This window comes from Fuerstiella marisgermanici (assembly GCF_001983935.1).
Classification (GTDB): domain Bacteria; phylum Planctomycetota; class Planctomycetia; order Planctomycetales; family Planctomycetaceae; genus Fuerstiella; species Fuerstiella marisgermanici.
Genome location: NZ_CP017641.1, coordinates 605,780 through 624,769 on the forward strand (window position 1 = coordinate 605,780; position 18,990 = coordinate 624,769).

An 18,990-nucleotide genomic window follows, 5' to 3' on the forward strand; every position below is an offset into this window, starting at 1 on the left:
CTTTCTTTTGTCACGCCTGCCTGCTGGCAATCAACTTTCCGAGTCGTCCGAGATCGTCGGAACTGCCGAACGCAAACAGACTGTCGCCCGCGTGAATCGTGATGTCACCGGGCGGCGGGAAGTGCTTTTCTCCCGTACTGCGGCGAACGCCCAGTAGCATGATGCCCGATTCACGCAGCGTTGTGTCGCGCAGTTTCTGATTCACCAATGGCGAATCATCCGGCACCTGGACATCGGCAATTTCCCAGTCGACACCTTCGCTCTCGGCGACTTCCACAAAGTTTTCGATGCTGGGCGAAAGCATAAAGCGAGCCATCCGAATCGCGCCGGATGACAACGGGTTGATGACGCGTGTGGCACCTGCCTGAGTGAACTTCTGGGCCGCTCGGTCGTCGCTGGCTCGAGCAACAATTTGCAGATCCTGGGATAGCAGCCGCGCTGACAACACCGCGTAGAGGTTGTCGGCATCGGTCGGCAGGACCGTCGTCAAAGCACGAGCACGGTCGATGCCGGCCTGGCTTAAGACTTCGTCCTGGGTTGCGTCGCCAATCAGGTACAGCCAGCCCTGCTGCTGCATTTCTGTGGTGAACAGATCTTCGTTTTCATCAATGACCACAAATGGCTGACGGCGGTCGCGCAGGTAGGTGCAAAGCTCCCGCCCCATTCGCCCGAAACCACAGATGATGAAGTGATTGGTAAGCTTTTGAATCTTCTTTTCCATTCGCCGCCGCTCCAGAAGCATTCGAAGGTCTGCGTTAACCAGAATCTGCCCAAATTGAAAACCGCTGTAGGCAAACACGCCCAGTCCGCAGGCCAGATACACGATGACAAACGCCATCGTACTGTCGTCCAACGGTTCTGGTTCCTGTGACCCAACCGTCGACAGTAAAATGAAGGCCTGATAGAAGCACCTTAATAACGACTGCCCGGTCAACAGATGCAACCCTGCCGCACCGGACAGCAGTATTGCAAAAATCAGAAATGGAATTTGGATCAGTCGCCGCATTAGGTGCTCTCACGAATCCGCCGAGTTCAAACCTCTTCCGATTTCGCGGCCGTTCCAGAAGCTTTCATGATGTGCATATGGAAAGCCACGACCATCGCGGCGACTTGCCTACGACAATCGCACGACTCGTCGTAATGCCCATTCCAGCCCCAGCAGGCCAATTGCAAGGTACATCAGCCAGTCGCGGTCCCACAGCGTTTTCAATTGTTCATCAATCACAACCGGTTCGCTGCGGTCGGGAAGCAGGTCGGATAGTTGAGTGGCCGCTTCGGCAAGGGTGAGGTACTGGCCGCCCGTGTTCTCGGTTAGCTTTGTGAGTAACTGAACGTCCTGCGACGGGTTTTCGGATTCCAGATTCGGCAGGACAACTTCAATGCTGGCCTGAAGTACGTCACTGGATTCCGGAACTGGCACCGTGACTCGGTAAGCTCCCTGGCGAGTTGGTCGGAATGTATTCACAAACTGACCGGGGCGACGCGGGTCACCTCGAAGCTGATCGGGCACACTGGCGGGACGGCCATCAGAATCGATAATCGAAACGGCGATGGATTCGCGTTGCAGTGGCTGAAGCCGAGCATCATATAGCTGGGCCCGAATGGTGACTGTTTGGCCGGGCGACACTTCGGTACGGTCCAAAAGCAGCAGACCACGACTGCGACCTCGGCTGCGACGTCCCTGGCCAACGTCGCGAATCATGCCCGTCCAGAACCGCTGATGGCCTTCTGCACTAATGGATCTTAGCCGCCACGTTTCGGCGGACGACACAAACATCGTTCGACCTTTGCCGTAGAACTGAGTCGCCAGAAACGGTGGTTGGCCGGTCTGCGTGCGAGCACGAGGGTTGCCGTATTCGGCCAGCACGACGGCTCCGTCTCGCAACGCTTTCACGGGATATGATCGGTAGATACCTTCGAACGTCTTCCACAAATCGACGTCCGATTTCCCGGTGGCGTCTGCGATCTTGAGGAATTCCGTCGTGCGGCCTTCCGGTGTCAGCAGCACAGGCCACGACTTGTCGGCTCGCTGAGTCACACGCAATTCCGGCAGCACGCGGTTAAGCACAACAGGATACAGCACGGCGATTTCGCGAAGTTTCTCCGCGTCCCGAGCCAGTTCCGGCGTGAACAATTCGCCAGCGACAAACACGATGCCTCCGGAATGTTCTTCCACCCAGCGGTTCAAAAACTTCTGCTGTTGAGGCGAAAGTAATCCCCAGTTGGCGTCGAACGCGACAATCACATCGTACTCGAATAACTCGGCTTCTGTTTTTGGAAACGCGGTCAGTACCTTTTCGGCCTCCTGAGAAACGAAGCCGATGTTCTCTGAGGCAATACTCTGCAGCCACACATCTGATTCGATACCGCTGTGCCGGAACAGCATATTGCGGACGAAGCGGTAGTCTCGCATGGGCCCGCTGGAAATGATCAGCACCTTCTGTTTGCGATCAGTGACCTCGATTTCGCGGCGGCGTTGATTGTCGTCCAGTGTCAGTTCGGTGATCTCTCCGTCCTTCAATTCCGCAACAGCGACGTATTCGTACTTGCCTGGCACGTTTAGCTGTTGCTGGAATTCCACTTCGGTCGGGACTTCCTCTTCAGGAAAACGAAACGCTTCTTCGGCCACCTGCTTACGGTCCTTGCCGTCGCTGCCGGAGGACTGCTGAAACAATTTCACGGTGCCGCCCTGTTCGGCCAGGCCGCTGCCCTGCAAAACGACGGAGATGTCGAACGGGTCGCCGCGGTGCACGTCGGACGGCGACTGCATACCAGCCAGCCACAGATTCCGTTGAGGTCGCGTAGTGCCGACGCCTATCGATATCAATTTTGTGTCGCTGCGTTCCGCGCGAAGCCGAGCCTGTTCGGTGTCGAGCCCCGCGTTGGCTCGACCATCTGTGACGACCACGATGCCAGACAGCGTTCGCCCCGACATTTGGCCGATGAGTTGATGCAACGTCTCACCCAGTCGCGTCTCCGCTCCAGCCGGTTGCAGAATCTGTTGCCAGCGCAATTTGGTTTCTGCAGGAGACCGTTCGCCAGTGTCCGCGAGGTCGACTCTTACGACATCGTTCTCCGTTGAGTCAGCTGCGTTTTTGCCGTCGTTGGACTTGTTGGAATCGCCGACAACAAATGATGTTTCCTGTTCGGAGACCGTCGCTTGCGGGCCGTTTAGTGATGATGCAAAACTGTAGACGGACACGGCGTGCGTTTTGCTAAGTTCTTCAACAAGTCCCGAATCAATCAGCGCCGCCTGTACCGCCTGAGCTCGCGTTTCGGCGGCTTCTTCGCCTTCATCCTTTGCTTCGTCAGATGCGGGATAGGCCATCGACAGCGAGGTGTCGACAAGTATGCCGACCCGTGACTTCTGGATTTGCGTTGTCTGGGTTCGCTGGCGAGGATTCAGCAGGACAAACAAAATCAGCAGCAGCACCAGCGTTCGCAACGTCAAGAGTGCGACTCGCCACGGCGTCTTTAAGAACCGTGAATCTCGCAGCGACGTCCACGTGGTCAGCCCGAACACTGCGACGAGTGCTGCCAACAGCAGCAGGATCGATGCGGAGGAGTCCGGCAGGTCGAATTCCAGCGTACGGAAGGATTCCGTTTCTGTTTGAGCCACGCTTAGCAGATGGCGAATGCTCATGACTTCACCTCCGGGTGAAAACTCATTCGCAACGACAGCAACTGCTCGCCAATCAGTGCGAAGACCAGCAGGCCCAGCAACAGCCACCTCATTTCTCGTCCCGCGTCACTGGCGGAAAGTTCGTCGGCCACGTCGGCCGTGATGACTCGGACATGTCCACTTTCCACTTGAGTTTCGACATCGCTGGCATCGGCGATTGCGAGATTGCTTTCTGAAGCAGGCACGCTTAATGCCAGCCAGGTTTCTTTGCTTTCTCCCTCCAGCTGAAACCGCTTGACGCGATACACGCCTGGTCGGTCGGCCTGAGGAATCGAAACGGCCAGCCGCTCTTCCGCAGCTTCTGATGATGATTCATCGGCGCCGTCAGAAGCCTCTGCTGCCGACACGGGTGTCGCCTGTAATCGCAGGAAGGAGTTTGCTGCTGTTTCTTCATCGGCAAATGGCAGGAACACTTCGATCGATTCTGTGAATTCGCTGACCGGCCATTCCAGCTTCAGCGCGTCGCCCAATTCTCGGATCTGCACTGATTCTGTTGGCTTCTGCAGGTACTGATGCAGCAGCAGGTGAGTCACCACGTATCCAGGAGCCGCCGGCGCGATCGGCCAGTTGGTCCAGCGGCGTCCGGCAGTGGTCAGGAACGTGATGATTCGACCGGTACCGACGCTGTGTTCGAAAATGATTGGATCGCCGTTCTTCAATCGAGCGAGTACTTCGTAGTTCTTTCTTCCCGCTGGTGCATCGGAGCCGCCACTGTCGGCCGTTGTGGCATCCTGCACCTGAAACCACTGCGACACCTGCAATGCATCGGCAAACGGGCTGTCGGGGATGTTGTAGATCGCAAAGACCGGATGCTGTTCGAAGACCGGATGCTGGAACTGCGGTTCTTCGCCCTGCACTGGTTTCGGAATGGCTGCCACCGTGCCAAGCGGCACAGGAAACAGATTGACGTCAGCACTTCGCAGCGTCGTATTGTACCATGTGCTGTTGGCCTGGTCGTCCGGGAACCACGCGATGCCACCGCCATTGCTGACGTACTTCGCCAACAACTGAGTCGCGTCGGCGGGCAGTTCGCGAATGTTCAGAAGGTAAATGCAGTCGTAGCCGCTAAGGTCTTCCGACGTCAGCACGTCCGATCGTCGCACGTCGGCGGCCAGGCCCGTCAGCTGAGGATCCGCACTTAGCGCGGTCGACACGTAGCCGGCATCTTCCTGCCGAGCTTCGTCGTCGACGACCAAAATAGACCGCTTGTCAGTGACATCAACGACCAGAAATCGCGAGTTGTCTTCGTCCAGAGCGTCTTCTTCCAGGCGAACTTCGACTTCACGATGACCGGCCGCATTGAAAGTGATGTCGTGATCGATGGCGGCTTCTTCACCCGGTTCGATGTCTGGCAGCAGCACCTTGACGGGCAGCGAGTTGCCATCGACATAAACGGCGGCTCGAAGACCGCTGGATTTCTGTTCGGCATGATTGCGAAACGTGAGTTGAACTCGCCAGGGAACGCCCACCGCGACAGCTAAAGTTTCTGACGTCATGCCGGACAGCACCACGTTGTCGGCGGCATCCCGCGCTACCTGGATCAGGCTGACTTGCGCATCGATTGCATCCAGCGATTTTAACGCGGCAGTGACTTCCGGTTGCCCGGACCAGTCAGCTTTTCGCAGGTCTGTCAAAACGTGGACCTGAGGTGCCACGCCGCCATCGCCGGAAAGGATGTTTTCAGCAGCCGCCAACGCCGGAGCGGGCGATGCGGACGTGTACGAACACGTGAGGTTCCTCAGACGCGGAATCAGTTCCTGTATCAAAGCGTTGTCGAGGGCTCGGTCAGTGACCAGAGGCCGGTCCGGCTGCGTCATCGTGATCACGGTGGCTCGCAGCGAACCCGATCCACTGCTGCCTTGTGACACCATCTTTTCCAACGTGGCCAAGGCCTGCTGAAAGACCGTTTCGTTGTCCGACTTCTGACGCATCGACAGCGTATCATCCAGAATCAATACGTGGTGAGTCGTCGCGCCGCGTAGCAGCATTAATCGTGACGGATCCAACACCAGTCGAGCCAGCAGGAAGACAATCAGCAGCACCGCGAGGACTCGCAGAAACAGGAGGAGGAGTTGCTCGATGATCAGGCGGCGGCGGTTGAGTTCATCGCTTTGCAGCAGAAACTCCATCGCCGCAAATTTCACCTTCTTGTAGCGCAGACGGCTAAGCAGGTGAATAATGATCGGCACAGAAGCCAGCGCAGCACCCGGCAGCACGAAGGCGGGGTTCAGGAAAAACTGCGAGAGCCAGCTCATGAGGTTTCAGGTTTCAGGGGTTCGGGTTTCGGGGAAGACAAAGGGACAGGCCGCGGGGCGATTTCCCCCAACCTGAAACCCTTAACGCCGAAACCCTACTTCCTCATTCCAATTCGAAAATTCAACAAGTGTGACAACACGGCGTCCAGATTTTCGCTGGTGCGGGTTAGGCGATAATCCACCAGGCTTCCGGCACAACGTCGGCGGATGGTTTCCAGAAACGAATCCAACGCATTTTTGTAGCCGGTTCGCAAAGCCGCCGGGTCGCAGGTCAGCTTGCCGCTGTCCTCCAGCCCTTCAAAACGCAGTGTGCCGGAATAGTCGAAGTCCAGTTCCTGATCGTCCATTGTATGCACGATCAGCACTTCGTGTTTGCGCTGTTTCAGCAGTTGCAGTCCACGAAACAACTGTTCTCGATCGCAAAACAGATCGGAAATCAGAATGACAATGCTGCGGTGTGACATCACTTCGGCCGCCGACCGCAGAACGGAAATGATATCTGTCTGGCCGGTGGCGGTTTCCGCAGACAGTCCCTGCAGAATGCTGTTCAGGTGATTGTGGCGACTGCTGGACGGAATGATCGAACGCATTTTCGTGTCGAACAGACCCACGCCGACGGAGTCGTTCTGTTTAAGAATCAACATCGCGAGTGCGGCGGCAACTGTTTGAGCGTAGTCGAACTTCGTGAGCGGCCCGGAACCGAACTGCATCGATTCGCTGCCGTCCACCAACAGGACGACTCGCACGTTCGTGTCTTCTTCGAACAGTTTCAGGTAGTAGCGGTCGGTGCGCGACCAGACTTTCCAGTCGATTCGGCGCGCATCGTCTCCTGGCACATACTCTCTGTGCTGCACGAATTCGATAGACTGACCGAAGTACGGACTTCTGTGCAACCCGGAAACAAACCCCTCGACTACTTTTCGAGCTCGCAGTTCCAGACGAGAAATCTTCGCGATTTCGTCAGGCTGCAAAAATCTTTCCAAGTCGTGGGTCACTCGTTAATTCACTTTCCTTGTCAGGAGTTTCCGCAATCAGTCGTTCGATCACTTTGTCGGACGTAATGCCTTCACTTTCGGCCGTAAAGTTCGGCGTGATGCGGTGTCGCATCACGGGGGCCGCCAAAGCTTTGATGTCTTCGGTCGACACATGCGTGCGGCCGTTCAGGAGGGCTCGCGTTTTGCCGCCGACCAGCAGGTTTTGCATGGCTCGCGGACCAGCGCCCCAGCCCAGCCATTCGTTGATCCAGTCAGGTGCCCCCGGTTCGCCAACTCGCGTTTGACGTACCAATGCCAGTGCATAATTGATCACGTGATCCGTCACGGGAACCTGCCGCACAACGTGTTGGATGTTGACCACTTGTTCGCCGGTCAGCACCGGTTGGATGTCCACCTTCGTGTCGGATGTCGTTTGCCGAGCGATCTGGCGTTCTTCTGCGAAGGTCGGATACGTAACAAAGACCTTAAACATGAATCGGTCCTGTTGCGCTTCCGGCAGCGAATAGGTGCCTTCCTGTTCGATCGGGTTTTGAGTCGCCAGCACGAAGAATGGATCGCTAAGCTGATGGATGGTCTGGCCAACCGTCACCTGTCGTTCCTGCATGGCTTCCAGCAGCGCGGCCTGGGTCTTTGGCGGCGTGCGGTTGATTTCGTCCGCCAGAACCACGTTGTGGAACAGTGGGCCGGGAATGAACCGGAATTCGCGTTCGCCCGTGTCGCGGTTTTCCTGCAGCACGTCGGTGCCGGTAATGTCGGCGGGCATCAGGTCCGGTGTAAACTGGATTCGCGAAAATGCCATCGACAGGCATTTCGAAAGCGTGCTGATCAGCAGCGTCTTGGCCAGCCCCGGCACACCTTCCAGCAGACAGTGGCCTCGACTGAACAAAGCGATCAGTAGCTGGTCAATGACGTCTTCCTGCCCAACAATGACCTTGCCGATTTGCTGCCTGAGTTCGCCATGAGCTTTGTGCAGCAGGTCAATGGATTCGTTCGAGATATCGGCGACCGCCGTTGCGGGTTTCATGTTTTCATCAGACATTGAGGTCTCTCAGGCATCAAAATGCCGGGTTGTTCCTTCGCGTTGCGTCTGAATCCAGACGCCTTGCCAGCGGATCATATCAAACTAGACAGGCTTGAGAATCGAGCGACTTCGGCAACATTCCGCAGCACGGCGATCCTTCAGAAATGCGGCCACGGTTCGGCAAGTTGGTCAGCTGCCGTCGGACTCGCCGGAAGCGGCGTGAATTCAGGGAGCGGAAGAGGACTCGCCGCCGTTTTCGGCAGGGTTGTCCCGCACGCTATCGGCGGCTGTTGCCTCGTCGCTGTGCAGGCCTGCATCAGCCGGATCGTCCGGAACCGGCAGGCCGAGGTGCTTGAGCAGGTACCGTTGAAATGCGTAAATTCGTCCCTCGCGGCTACCGATTACGCCCGTGTGTCGACTGGCTTCCAACCCGCGTTGCTGAGGCGCATAGACACCGCGATCTTCGTTGTGGACTTCCAGCGTCTTCGCCTTCGCGTATTTCCAGGCCAGCCAGGAAATCGCACTCGCGATCGGGCCACGCTTTAGCCCACGCACAGCAAAGAACCTCATGCGAATTTTCACGGTCCGCGGCGAGGTCGGAACATACATTAAGGCGTAGTTGATGGTGTCCGTTGACACCAGCACGAGGTTTGGGTGAATGTGACGGTGCCGGTATTCCAGCGTTGGCTTGCCGCCCAGCCAACGATTCAGCCGCGCCTGAGCGAACTCCATTTTCGACGTGGCGGTGACCGTTAGGGCTGTGTAGCCGTCTTGAAGGTCGTGATTCATGGACTCTTCGGCAGGCAGAGTGTCGCCGAAGAAATTCTGGTGCAGAGCCGTCACGTGATACGATTCCAGCGTGTTCTCAACGGGCACCTTCCAGTTGCACTCGCAGTCGTAATCCCAGACGTGCGTCATTTTCGACGTCGGCGTTGAAAAAGCCTGCTCGGTTTCATCAAAGAAAGGCGTCAGCCATTCTCGCAGCGTGGGCCCTTCATGACTGAGCCGCACGAACAGCAGATCGCCGCATGATTCCACGGGAAACATGTTCAGCTGCGAATTCTGACGATCCCACGGGCGAAAGCAGCGTGCCTCAGGAATTCGCGCGGTTTGCCCGCTGTCGTTGTACTCCCAACCATGATATTGACAGCGGAGTGTCGGCTGATTTCCCGAATCAGCACTGGTTAGCAGACAGTGTCGGTGGCAGCAGATGTTTTCGTATGCCAGGAATTGACCATTGGAATTTCGAATCAGCAGCGGAACACCAAATAGTTCCAGCGTGAGGAAGTCGCCGTCTCGGGGCAGTTCTGACTTCGCGGCGACAAACTGCCACGCAGGCCGAAACAGACATTCAATTTCCTTGTCGAACACATCCCGGTCGGTGTAGTGGACCGGACGCAGCAAGTGTCGCAGGGAATGTTGATGCGTAAACATGAAAGCGGATTGTCATGGCTTGATAAAAACGCGACTCTGTTGGCGGGCCTGCGGACGAAGCAAATGCCGTGGCCATGAAAGCAAAGACGCACAGTGACGCGATCGCTTACTGTGACTTTAAAAGAAAGAACCCGCGGACGGAAGATGCCGTCGCGGGTTCTGGTAGGTTGGTATCCTGGATGCTCCGCCGTTCAAAAAGAACTGCGGGAACGTCTTGTATCCAGCGGCTTGCAGCGAATTTCGCTGACTTGTGGCCGCGGAACAATCGTTTCGGACGATGGTGGCTGTTTCACGAGCCCGAACCGTCCTCACTAAAAGGGAGACTGCTTAGTAGCCCTTTTTCTTGCCACCGTGGTGTCCGTGGCCGCCTTCTTTCACGTTCTCAACAGCAACTGAGACTGACCGGTTCTGATAGCTTTGGCCGTCAGAGACTCGTAGAGTCAGCTCGTAGTTATTGTCGCCATTCGCATCGCTCGGATTTTCGAAGTCCGGTGAATTGATGAAGTACAGCCGACCACTCTGACTATCGATCGCGAACAGGCTCGCGTCTGCTCCACCGACAATCGAATACGTCAGCTGGTCCCCGTCTGCATCGTAAGCGTCTGCGTCACCGACGAACAATTCGTTTTCACGGTGCCAAACGACTTCGCCCTGCTGCACATTCAGGAAATACGGCGTATTGTTGCCGCCGGTTCCGCCACCGTCGTTACGGTCGGTGACTCGCACAGTCACATCGCGATCCTGAGACAGGCTGCCGTCAGAAATTCGCAGTGTGATTTGGTAGTTATTGTTGCCGTCCGCATCGCCTGGGTTTTCAAAGTCTGGTGCGTTGATGAAGGAAACGACGCCCGTCTGAGCGTTCACGGTGAACAGAGCCGCGTCTGCTCCGCCAACAATTGAGTAAGTGACCGCGTCGCCGTCAGGGTCAGTTCCATCGGCGTCGCCGACCAGAGTTGTGTTCTCCGGCACGGTCACGACTTCGTTCTGTTCCACGTTGGTGAAGTATGGAGCGTTGTTGCTTCCGCCACCATCGTTACGGTCGGTGACTCGCACAGTCACGTCGCGATCCTGAGACAGGCTGCCGTCAGAAATTCGCAGAGTGATCTGGTAGTTGTTGTTGCCGTCAGCATCGCCCGGGTTTTCAAAGTCCGGTGCGTTGATGAAGGAAACCACGCCGGTCTGAGCGTTCACCGTGAACAGAGCCGCGTCCGCTCCGCCGACAATCGAGTAGGTGACTGCGTCGCCGTCAGGGTCCGTTCCATCGGCATCGCCAACGAGAGTTGTGTTCTCCGGCACGGTCACGACTTCGTTCTGTTCCACGTTGGTGAAGTACGGAGCATTGTTGCTTCCACCGCCATCGTTACGGTCGGTGACTCGCACAGTCACGTCGCGATTCTGAGACAGGCTGCCGTCGGAAATTCGCAGAGTGATCTGGTAGTTATTGTTGCCGTCCGCATCGCCCGGGTTTTCGAAGTCCGGTGCGTTGATGAAGGAAACGACGCCGGTCTGAGCGTTCACGGTGAACAGAGCCGCGTCTGCTCCGCCAGCGATAGAGTACGTTACTGCGTCGCCGTCAGGGTCAGTGCCGTCTGCGTCGCCGACCAGTGTCGTGTTTTCTGGTACAGTGACAATTTCACCTTCTTCAACGTTGGTGAAGTAAGGTGCTCGGTTAAAGCCGCCTTCGTCAGATCGGTCGGTAACTCGCACAACGACGTTGCGATCCTGCGACAGGCTGCCGTCAGAAATTCGCAGCGTGATCTGGTAGTCATTGTCGCCATCCGCATCGCCCGGATTTTCGAAGTCCGGTGCGTTGATGAATGACACAACGCCGGTGTTTGCATCGACAGTAAACAGAGCCGCGTCTGCTCCGCCAGCGATAGAGTACGTTACTGCGTCGCCGTCAGGGTCGGTGCCGTCTGCGTCGCCGACCAGTGTTGTGTTCTCTGGTACCGTAACAATTTCACCTTCTTCGACGTTGGTGAAGTATGGCGCGTTGTTTGTGCCTTCGTTCTCATCCAGAACCTTCACAACGACGTTGCGTTCCTGGACGCCACCATTGCCATCGCTGACAACGAGCGTTACGTGGTAAATGTTGTCGCCATCGGCATCACCCGGATTTTCGAAATCAGGAGCGTTGATGAACGTGAGTTCGCCCGTTGCCGGATCAATGTTGAAGCTGGCGGTGTCTTCGTTCACTCCACTTCCCGGAGTTCCGAGGGCGTCAGAGAATGAGTAGGTGAGTGTGTCGCCATCAGGATCCTGTGCATCGGCGTCAATCACCTGAATGGTGTTTTCAACCACCTCGATCATTTGACCTTCGGTGATGTTGGTAAACGATGGTGCGTTGTTGCCGCCGCCTTCGTTCACATCATTGACGGTGACCCACAAAGTCTTTTCGACGGTCGCCTGTCCGTCAGAAACAACTACAGTGACGTCATAGACGTTGTCGCCATTATGATCGAGAGGGTTTTCGAAGTCCGGGGCGTTGATGAATGATAGCTCACCGGTATTTGCGTCGATCTGGAACAGGGCGCTGTCTGCACCGCCGTTGATCGCATATGTCAGAGTGTCACCGTCAAGGTCGTCGGCGTTGACATCAACGACAAATGTTTCATTTTCGTTGATCTGCAGATAGGGACTGTCCGGATCCGCAATGGTCGGTGCGTTGTTGCTGCCGTTTAGGAGGTCATCAATCAGGAACAGTTGATCCAGAAACTGAACCACTTCCACGTTGCTCACAAGCGTCGTTTGTTGAGCGTTGCTGATTTCAATGATGCCGTCGCCGCGATCGATGATGTTAAAATCGCTCACGTCGTAATTCAGAAACTGCAGCGTGTCTTCGCCTTCTCCGCCATCGACAACGTTAGTGCCACTGATCGTGATGAAGCGATCATTGCCGTCACCGCCATGCAGCACATTGTCGCCACCGAGTCCGATAAGTTTGTCATCGCCATCCAGCCCGTCAGCGGATTGTCCGTTGTAGTACGCGACAAGAACGTCGTCGCCATCGGTGCCCGTGACGTCGGCGGCTGAGGCGGACATAAGGATCATCGGTTCAAACGATTCGACCTGAGCGGAGTTGTTCTTGGCTGCTTGTTTCATGACGATTTCCGGTTCCTTATCAGAAAATGGGCGAGTCAGCGCGAGGACTGGCTTGCGTTGATGACGCCGGAGTATTTCTGGGCCGGATAGGCAAAGACAGAGATTTTTAGGGGTATTACTCGGTCCACAGTGGGGGCCGTCCGATTCTCCTTTTCGTAACGACACGTTGCGTTTTGGCATCATTGTTGATGTCAAAATGCAACACGCCCGCGCGAGTCATGCAGGCCGCGTGAACAGGCCGCAATTCGAAAGTTTCCTCGGCCGCTGCAACTCGTAGAAAATTTCCTACAATGCGACCCGCCAACAATTCGCCCGGACACGAAGTTTGTGACATTTCCACAATGAAAGCCGAACAATGCAATTAGGATTCGTCTCCGCCATCCTGCCGGACCTTAGCTTCGAAGACGTCCTGAAGACCGCCGCCGACATTGGCTATGACTGTGTCGAAGTCATGTGCTGGCCGGTCGGCAAAGCCACTCGACGCTACGCCGGGGTCACTCATATCGACGTCACCGACTTTGACGATGCGGCCGCCGCGAAGGTGCATGAACTGACCGCGAAGTATGGCGTGTCTGTGAGTGCACTGGGCTACTATCCGAACGCTCTGACACCGGACCAGGACGAAGCCGAAACGTCGGTCGAACACATCCGTAAGGTCATCGCAGCGGCCGGTAAGCTGGGTGTGAACCGGATGACCACCTTCATTGGTCGCGACTGGACAAAATCTGTCGACGACAACTTCCCGAAATTCGAAGCGACGTGGAAGCCGCTTATCGCGTTTGCGGAAGAAGCTGGCGTAAAGGTGGGCATCGAAAACTGCCCCATGATTTTCGGCACGGATGAATGGCCGGGCGGCAAAAATCTGATGCACAGCCCCGCGATTTTCCGTCGTATGTTTGAAGCGATTCCCAGCGATCACTTCGGCTTGAATTACGACCCCTCGCATCCCGTGTGGCTACAGATGGACTACCTGAAACCGATGCGGGAGTTCGCTCACAAGCTGTTTCACATGCATGCGAAAGACGTTCGAGTCGACCAGCACCTTCTTGATGACCTCGGCATTCTGGCTCACCCCAACGATTATCATTCGCCCAAACTGCCGGGTATGGGCGACGTTGACTGGGGCAAGTTCTTCTCGGTTCTGACAGACACCGGATACAACGGCCCCATCTGCGTTGAAGTCGAAGACCGATCCTACGAAGATTCGCTCGAAAACCGAAAACGAGCGTTGATTCAAAGCCACACATATCTGCGGAACTTTGTGCCAAAGTCATGACTTACACGTACACCGATATCTCCAAGATGATCGATCATTCGCTGTTGCAGCCGATGATGGATCAGGACGCGCTGGAATCCGGCATCAAGCTGGCTCTGGCTTACGACGCGGCCAGCGTATGCATTATGCCATACTACCTGAAACGCTGTGCCGACCTGCTGGCAGGCAGTTCAGTGATGCCGTCCACCACGATTGGGTTTCCGCATGGCGGTCATACGACCGCGATCAAGCAGGCCGAAGCCGAACAAGCGATTGCGGACGGGTGTCAGGAACTGGACATGGTCGTCAATATTTCGCAGGTCTTAAGCGGGAAATGGGACTATGTGACGACCGACATCAAAGCTGTCATTGAGGTGGCTCACGCAGCGAAACGGAAGGTGAAAGTCATCTTCGAAAACTGCTACCTGACTGACGACCAAAAGATTCGTCTGTGCAAAATCTGCAGTGAACTGAATGCGGACTGGGTGAAGACGTCAACGGGTTACGGCACCAGCGGAGCGACGATCGAAGACCTCACCTTGATGAGAAAACACGCGGCTGACCACGTGCAGGTGAAAGCTGCCGGCGGCGTCCGGGAACTCGATAAGTTGCTGGAAGTGCGCGACATCGGCGTGTCACGGGTCGGAGCCAGTGCGACGAAAGTGATTCTGGACGAATGCCGCAAACGGCTGGAGCTGGAGCCAATTTTAGTGGCCGATGCGACCGAAATTTCGGGGTACTGATTAACGTGGATCAAACTATTGAAGACGTGTGGCAAAGTCGTGAGCTGATCGAGCAAATCCAGGCTCGGCGGCTGGCCGAAATGCTCGAAGCCATTATCCCTCGCAATCGGTTCTACACTTCCAAATTCGAAGCGGCGGGTGTTGACGTGGCCAGTGTGAAAACGCTGGAAGACCTTCGCAAACTGCCGCTTACAACCAAGCAGGAACTCGTCGATTCTCAGACGCAGCAGCCGCCGTATGGCGCGAATCTGTCGTACCCGTCGACGTCCTACACTCGGCTGCATCAAACGTCGGGCACCACCGGGCGTCCGATGAGATGGATGGATACGGCTGCAAGCTGGGACTGGATCATGGAATGCTGGCGGCAGATTTATCTGCTGGCCGGTTTAACCAAACACGACCGGCTGTTCTTTCCGTTTTCATTTGGCCCGTTTATTGGTTTTTGGGCGGCGTTTGAAGGAGCGTCTCGGCTGGGCAACTTTGTCATCGCTGGCGGTGGGATGTCGACGGAAATTCGTCTGCACGCCATGATCGAAAATGAAGCCACTGTTGTCTGTTGTACTCCGACCTACGCGCTTCGCATGGCGGAAGTCGCAGCTCAGGAAGGCATCGATCTAAAGGAATCCAGTGTCCGCATGTTGATTGTCGCGGGCGAACCTGGTGGAGCCATCCCGGCCACTCGCACCCGCATCGAATCTGCCTGGGACGCTCGTGTCATTGATCACTGGGGCATGACGGAAATTGCCTCTCTGGGAGTCGAAAGTGAAGATCGTCCCGGCGGTATGTATCTTCTGGAAACAGAAATGATTGCCGAGATCGTCGATCCGGAAACACTCGAACCCGTCGCGCCGGGCGAAGTTGGTGAGCTGCTCATCACGAATCTTGGCCGCCTTGGCTCACCGCTGATACGCTACCGCACGCGAGATCTTGTGCAGGCCAGCACAGACGAAGATCCGTCCGGCCGCAAATTACAGTGGCTGGCGGGCGGGATTCTGGGGCGATCAGACGACATGGTGACCGTGCGCGGAAACAATGTGTTTCCGTCCAGCGTTGAGGCCGTGTTGCGAGAGATCGACGCCGTGGCGGAATTCCGGATCGACGTGAAGACCGTGCGAGCCATGCATGAGCTGTGTATTACGGTCGAACCAACAACGGAAGCGGAGGCTGAGGGACTGCAGAACGTAGTCAAAGCATCCCTGCGAAAACGGCTGGGATTTGCCTGCGAAGTAGCTCTTGCGGACCCCGGCGAACTTCCGCGATTTGAGCTTAAGGGGCGGCGGTTTCACAGGGAAACATAGCCGCGATTTTCGAACACTTCCGCCCGCCTGCGCGTTAAGATATTGCAGCGGTCTGCCTGTCAGTCCGTGCAGTCGATCGCGTTCTGCGTACCTAGTCTTCGGATCAATCCTGTTATGCGCATTCTTCTCGCCCTCCTGATCAGTTGTTTTGCCTGCTCAACGGCCGATGCCGCTCTGCCGCCGGAAGTTCGCAGACAACTTACGGACCTCAACCGCGAACTCCGTCCGGTCCTCGGCATGCTTCGGCAAAACAAGGTGGACGAAGCTCAGGCCATTATTCAGAAGGTCGAAACCGAACTGGCTGGGCTGAACATTGCGGAAGACGAAAAAGATCGCAGCCTGTCATTGCTGCAATCTTCGATCGCCCGAGCCAAAGCCGCGATCCCTGTCAGCTTTGAACAGGAAGTGGCACCGATCCTGAAGGCGAACTGCCTGGGATGCCACGGGAATAATCAGCCGCGCGCGGACTTGAATATGACCACCTTCGCCAACATGAAGCGTGGCAGCAAGAGCGGCGTATTACTGCTGCCGCGTAACCCAAACCGCAGCCTGATTATGGCTCGCATCATGACCGACAACGATCAGGCCCGAATGCCAAAGGGCGCCGCGAAACTGTCTGACGACGACATTTCCACCATCGGCCGCTGGATCGCTGGCGGGGCCATATTCGATGGTGCGGACGAAAACGCGGCCATTGGTGAAGCGGCGAAACCGAAGAAGCCGCCGATCAAAGTGGTCATGGCGGATGGTAGTGAGACCGTATCTTTTAAAAACGACATTGCACCCTGGATTGTCAACGTTTGTTCGGGCTGCCACACCGGCCGGCGAGTTCGCGGCGGCTACAATCTTGCCACGTTCGAGAGCCTTCTGGAAGGGGGCGATACGGGCAGCACCATCGTGCCTGGTGCCCCGGACGGCAGCTACATCGTCGATCTCGTGTTGCGGCAGGACCCTTTGAAAATGCCCGCTGGCAATCAGGTGACGATCAAACGCTCGCAGGCCAAGGCTTTGGAGAAATGGATTAAGGAAGGTGCTCACTTCGACGGCACTGACCCGAAAGCTCCAATCCGCAGTCTGGTGCCCACGGCCGCAGAACTGGAAGCGGCAATGCTGGCTGCGATGAGTGATTCTGAATTTGCGGATCGACGTAAGGAACAGGCTGAGACCAACTGGAAGCGGGTCGCTCCGCGTGAAGAGGCGACAGCGTCAACGACCGACGATCTCTACGTTTACGGCAATGTGCCGCAGAGTCGTCTTGACGAACTGGCCAGCTGGGGGCAGGAACAGGTTTCAGCACTCACAGAAAAGTACAAGCTGCCCGCCGGTGAAAAACCGTGGCGCGGGCGACTGATTGTGTTCGCCACGAAAGATCGTTTTGACTACGAAGAATTCAATACCGTGCTGTTGAATCGCAGTACCCCGCGCGGCGTGTCGGGACATGCCGTGGTCAGCGAAAACTTCGCCGACGCCTACGTAGCGATGCACGACGTCGGTAACGCCGATAGCGCGGATGCACTAAATGCCAGGCAGCAGTTGAACTCGCTTTTGGCCCAGGCGTTTCTGGGGCGCAGCGGTGCCGATTTGCCGGATTGGTTGAGTCATGGGTTTGGGATTCTGGAATCTGGTGCCACGCCGACGTCGCCGTTTATGCAGGCGCTGCCGAAGAAGGCCGCGGATGCCGTCAGCACTTTGAATTCGCCCGCCTCACTGTTCGACAACGGCACGTTCGGGCCAAGCGACGCGGGTTCGGTCGGGTATCTGTTGACGAAGTTTTTGGTCAGCCGAAGCGGCATGGCGAAACTGGGGCAATTCGTCACCGCGCTAAAAGCTTCTGGCAACGCAGCGCGGGCCATCCAGACAGCTTACGGCCAAAGCGCCGCCGACCTGGGCCGAGCCTTCCTGCAAAGCAGTGGGCGATAATCCCGGCGTTTCTCTGGTGTTCGAATCTCAGGCCGCAACGTGCCAGCCACCAGTTTTCCTGGGGAATTCCCCCCTTAACGACCGGCTTGAGACTCACGAAATGCCTCACGGAGAATTCACCCGCTGACTGCCGCCCTGACGCTGAAAGTGCTATCGTGTGGCCGCTCGCGATAGCGGTGCGACTTTGAATTGAACAAGCAGGAATCCTGATGAGCGAAAAGGAAGAGAAACCCACGTCTGACCAGCCCCAGAAAGTCTGGGTCGGCTTCGACCTGGGCGGAACCAAGATGCTGGCCGTGGTCTTTGATGAAAAGCTCACGATCCTGGGCAAGAAGCGTCGCAGAACCCGTGAAAAAGGCAAAGACGGGGTTCACCCGGAACGGATTGTCGAAACAATCCGAATGGCTCTGAACGACGCTGAGGTGGATGAGGCTGCGATTCAGGGAATTGGCTGTGGTTGCCCTGGCCCGCTGGATCTGAAAAAGGGCATCATTCTTGAAGCCCCCAATTTGGGCTGGAAGAATGTGCCGCTCAAGACACTGTTGGAGAAGGAATTCAAGTGTCCGGCGGAAATCTGCAACGACGTCGATGCGGGCGTGTTTGGTGAATACGCCAACGGCGCCGGACGCAATGCTCGCTGCGTGCTTGGCGTCTTTCCCGGCACAGGAATCGGCGGCGGCTGCGTGTACGAAGGTAAAATTTTTCGAGGTTCGCGTGCTTCGTGTATGGAAGTCGGCTTTTTGCAAATGGCAACCGAAGGCCCTGCGGCAGGAGCTGGCCCGGTTGGCACGCTTGAGGCACTGGCCAGTCGCCTCGCGATTTCCGGCGAAGCAGCGAAAGCAGTCTACCGCGGCCTGGCACCAAACCTCGCTAAGGTGGTTGGAACGGACCTGTCCAAAATTCGCAGCGGAACGCTGGCCAAAGCAATTGAAGATGGCGACGAGGTCGTTGAACGCATCGTCCGGCGAGCCGCCGAACAGGTGGGCCGCGGCATCGGATCGCTTGCAAACATTTTGGCCCCGGACATCGTAATCATCGGTGGCGGGCTGGCAGAAGCGATGCCCAAATTGTACCTGTCAGAAGCCGAAAAAGGCGCGAAGCGAAACGTGTTGCCGTCGCTGAGAGACTGCTTCAAAATTAAGATCGCAGAACTCGGCGACTACTCCACCGTGATGGGCGCGGCCGCGTGGGTGCGTGAAGAACATCCGGACCCTGGCGACGAGAAAGGATGAAGATTCGAAACACTCGCCGCCCGTCGCCTCAATGGCGAGGAGGCACTTAGCTC

General features: G+C 56.6%; 12 protein-coding genes. 5 read left to right on the forward strand and 7 right to left on the reverse strand.

Annotated features, from left to right (window positions below):
* Nucleotides 1-10: 10 nt before the first annotated feature.
* The 7 genes from Fuma_RS02200 to Fuma_RS02230 all read right to left on the reverse strand — a co-directional run bounded on the left by Fuma_RS02200 (nt 11) and on the right by Fuma_RS02230 (nt 12,489).
* Nucleotides 11-1,006, reverse strand: coding sequence for a potassium channel family protein (locus Fuma_RS02200; RefSeq protein WP_077022689.1), 996 nt, complete (start codon nt 1,004-1,006; stop codon nt 11-13).
* Nucleotides 1,007-1,114: 108 nt separating this feature from the next.
* Nucleotides 1,115-3,643 (reverse strand): hypothetical protein, encoded by a 2,529-nt coding sequence (locus Fuma_RS02205; RefSeq protein ID WP_077022690.1) that lies wholly within the window; start codon nt 3,641-3,643, stop codon nt 1,115-1,117.
* Complete coding sequence (locus Fuma_RS02210; protein WP_077022691.1) at nt 3,640-5,937, reverse strand: BatA domain-containing protein; 2,298 nt, start codon at nt 5,935-5,937, stop codon at nt 3,640-3,642. Before Fuma_RS02210 ends, Fuma_RS02205 begins: the two co-directional genes overlap by 4 nt.
* A gap of 95 nt (nt 5,938-6,032) precedes the next feature.
* Nucleotides 6,033-6,908 (reverse strand): DUF58 domain-containing protein, encoded by an 876-nt coding sequence (locus tag Fuma_RS02215; RefSeq protein WP_083731737.1) that lies wholly within the window; start codon nt 6,906-6,908, stop codon nt 6,033-6,035.
* On the reverse strand, nt 6,898-7,971 hold the full coding sequence (locus tag Fuma_RS02220) for an AAA family ATPase (protein WP_083731738.1): 1,074 nt from the start codon (nt 7,969-7,971) through the stop codon (nt 6,898-6,900). Before Fuma_RS02220 ends, Fuma_RS02215 begins: the two co-directional genes overlap by 11 nt.
* A 207-nt stretch (nt 7,972-8,178) precedes the next feature.
* Nucleotides 8,179-9,387: an aromatic ring-hydroxylating oxygenase subunit alpha gene (locus Fuma_RS02225; RefSeq protein WP_077022693.1), complete on the reverse strand. Its 1,209-nt coding sequence runs from the start codon at nt 9,385-9,387 to the stop codon at nt 8,179-8,181.
* Between the two features lie 327 nt (nt 9,388-9,714).
* Nucleotides 9,715-12,489, reverse strand: coding sequence for a cadherin repeat domain-containing protein (locus Fuma_RS02230; protein WP_077022694.1), 2,775 nt, complete (start codon nt 12,487-12,489; stop codon nt 9,715-9,717).
* A 355-nt stretch (nt 12,490-12,844) separates the two neighbouring features.
* Between Fuma_RS02230 and Fuma_RS02240 the strand changes: the two genes are divergently transcribed.
* The 5 genes from Fuma_RS02240 to Fuma_RS02260 all read left to right on the forward strand — a co-directional run bounded on the left by Fuma_RS02240 (nt 12,845) and on the right by Fuma_RS02260 (nt 18,937).
* Nucleotides 12,845-13,765: a sugar phosphate isomerase/epimerase family protein gene (locus Fuma_RS02240; RefSeq protein WP_077022696.1), complete on the forward strand. Its 921-nt coding sequence runs from the start codon at nt 12,845-12,847 to the stop codon at nt 13,763-13,765.
* Nucleotides 13,762-14,487, forward strand: coding sequence for a deoxyribose-phosphate aldolase (gene deoC / locus Fuma_RS02245; RefSeq protein ID WP_077022697.1), 726 nt, complete (start codon nt 13,762-13,764; stop codon nt 14,485-14,487). The genes Fuma_RS02240 and deoC overlap by 4 nt, the downstream gene beginning before the upstream one ends.
* A gap of 5 nt (nt 14,488-14,492) precedes the next feature.
* Complete coding sequence (locus tag Fuma_RS02250) at nt 14,493-15,785, forward strand: phenylacetate--CoA ligase family protein (RefSeq protein WP_229360833.1); 1,293 nt, start codon at nt 14,493-14,495, stop codon at nt 15,783-15,785.
* A 114-nt stretch (nt 15,786-15,899) separates the two neighbouring features.
* The gene (locus tag Fuma_RS02255) at nt 15,900-17,705 is read left to right on the forward strand and encodes a c-type cytochrome domain-containing protein (protein WP_077022698.1); all 1,806 of its coding nucleotides are present in this window, start codon (nt 15,900-15,902) and stop codon (nt 17,703-17,705) included.
* 209 nt (nt 17,706-17,914) lie between these two features.
* Nucleotides 17,915-18,937 (forward strand): ROK family protein, encoded by a 1,023-nt coding sequence (locus Fuma_RS02260; protein WP_077022699.1) that lies wholly within the window; start codon nt 17,915-17,917, stop codon nt 18,935-18,937.
* Nucleotides 18,938-18,990: the final 53 nt, after the last annotated feature.

Coding starts and splice junctions, on each gene's coding strand:
- Fuma_RS02200 (WP_077022689.1), bottom strand. CDS start 1,006: ATGCGGCGACTGATCCAAATTCCATTTCTGATTTTTGCAATACTGCTG.
- Fuma_RS02205 (WP_077022690.1), bottom strand. CDS start 3,643: ATGAGCATTCGCCATCTGCTAAGCGTGGCTCAAACAGAAACGGAATCC.
- Fuma_RS02210 (WP_077022691.1), bottom strand. CDS start 5,937: ATGAGCTGGCTCTCGCAGTTTTTCCTGAACCCCGCCTTCGTGCTGCCG.
- Fuma_RS02220 (WP_083731738.1), bottom strand. CDS start 7,971: ATGTCTGATGAAAACATGAAACCCGCAACGGCGGTCGCCGATATCTCG.
- Fuma_RS02225 (WP_077022693.1), bottom strand. CDS start 9,387: ATGTTTACGCATCAACATTCCCTGCGACACTTGCTGCGTCCGGTCCAC.
- Fuma_RS02230 (WP_077022694.1), bottom strand. CDS start 12,489: ATGAAACAAGCAGCCAAGAACAACTCCGCTCAGGTCGAATCGTTTGAA.
- Fuma_RS02240 (WP_077022696.1), top strand. CDS start 12,845: ATGCAATTAGGATTCGTCTCCGCCATCCTGCCGGACCTTAGCTTCGAA.
- deoC (WP_077022697.1), top strand. CDS start 13,762: ATGACTTACACGTACACCGATATCTCCAAGATGATCGATCATTCGCTG.
- Fuma_RS02255 (WP_077022698.1), top strand. CDS start 15,900: ATGCGCATTCTTCTCGCCCTCCTGATCAGTTGTTTTGCCTGCTCAACG.
- Fuma_RS02260 (WP_077022699.1), top strand. CDS start 17,915: ATGAGCGAAAAGGAAGAGAAACCCACGTCTGACCAGCCCCAGAAAGTC.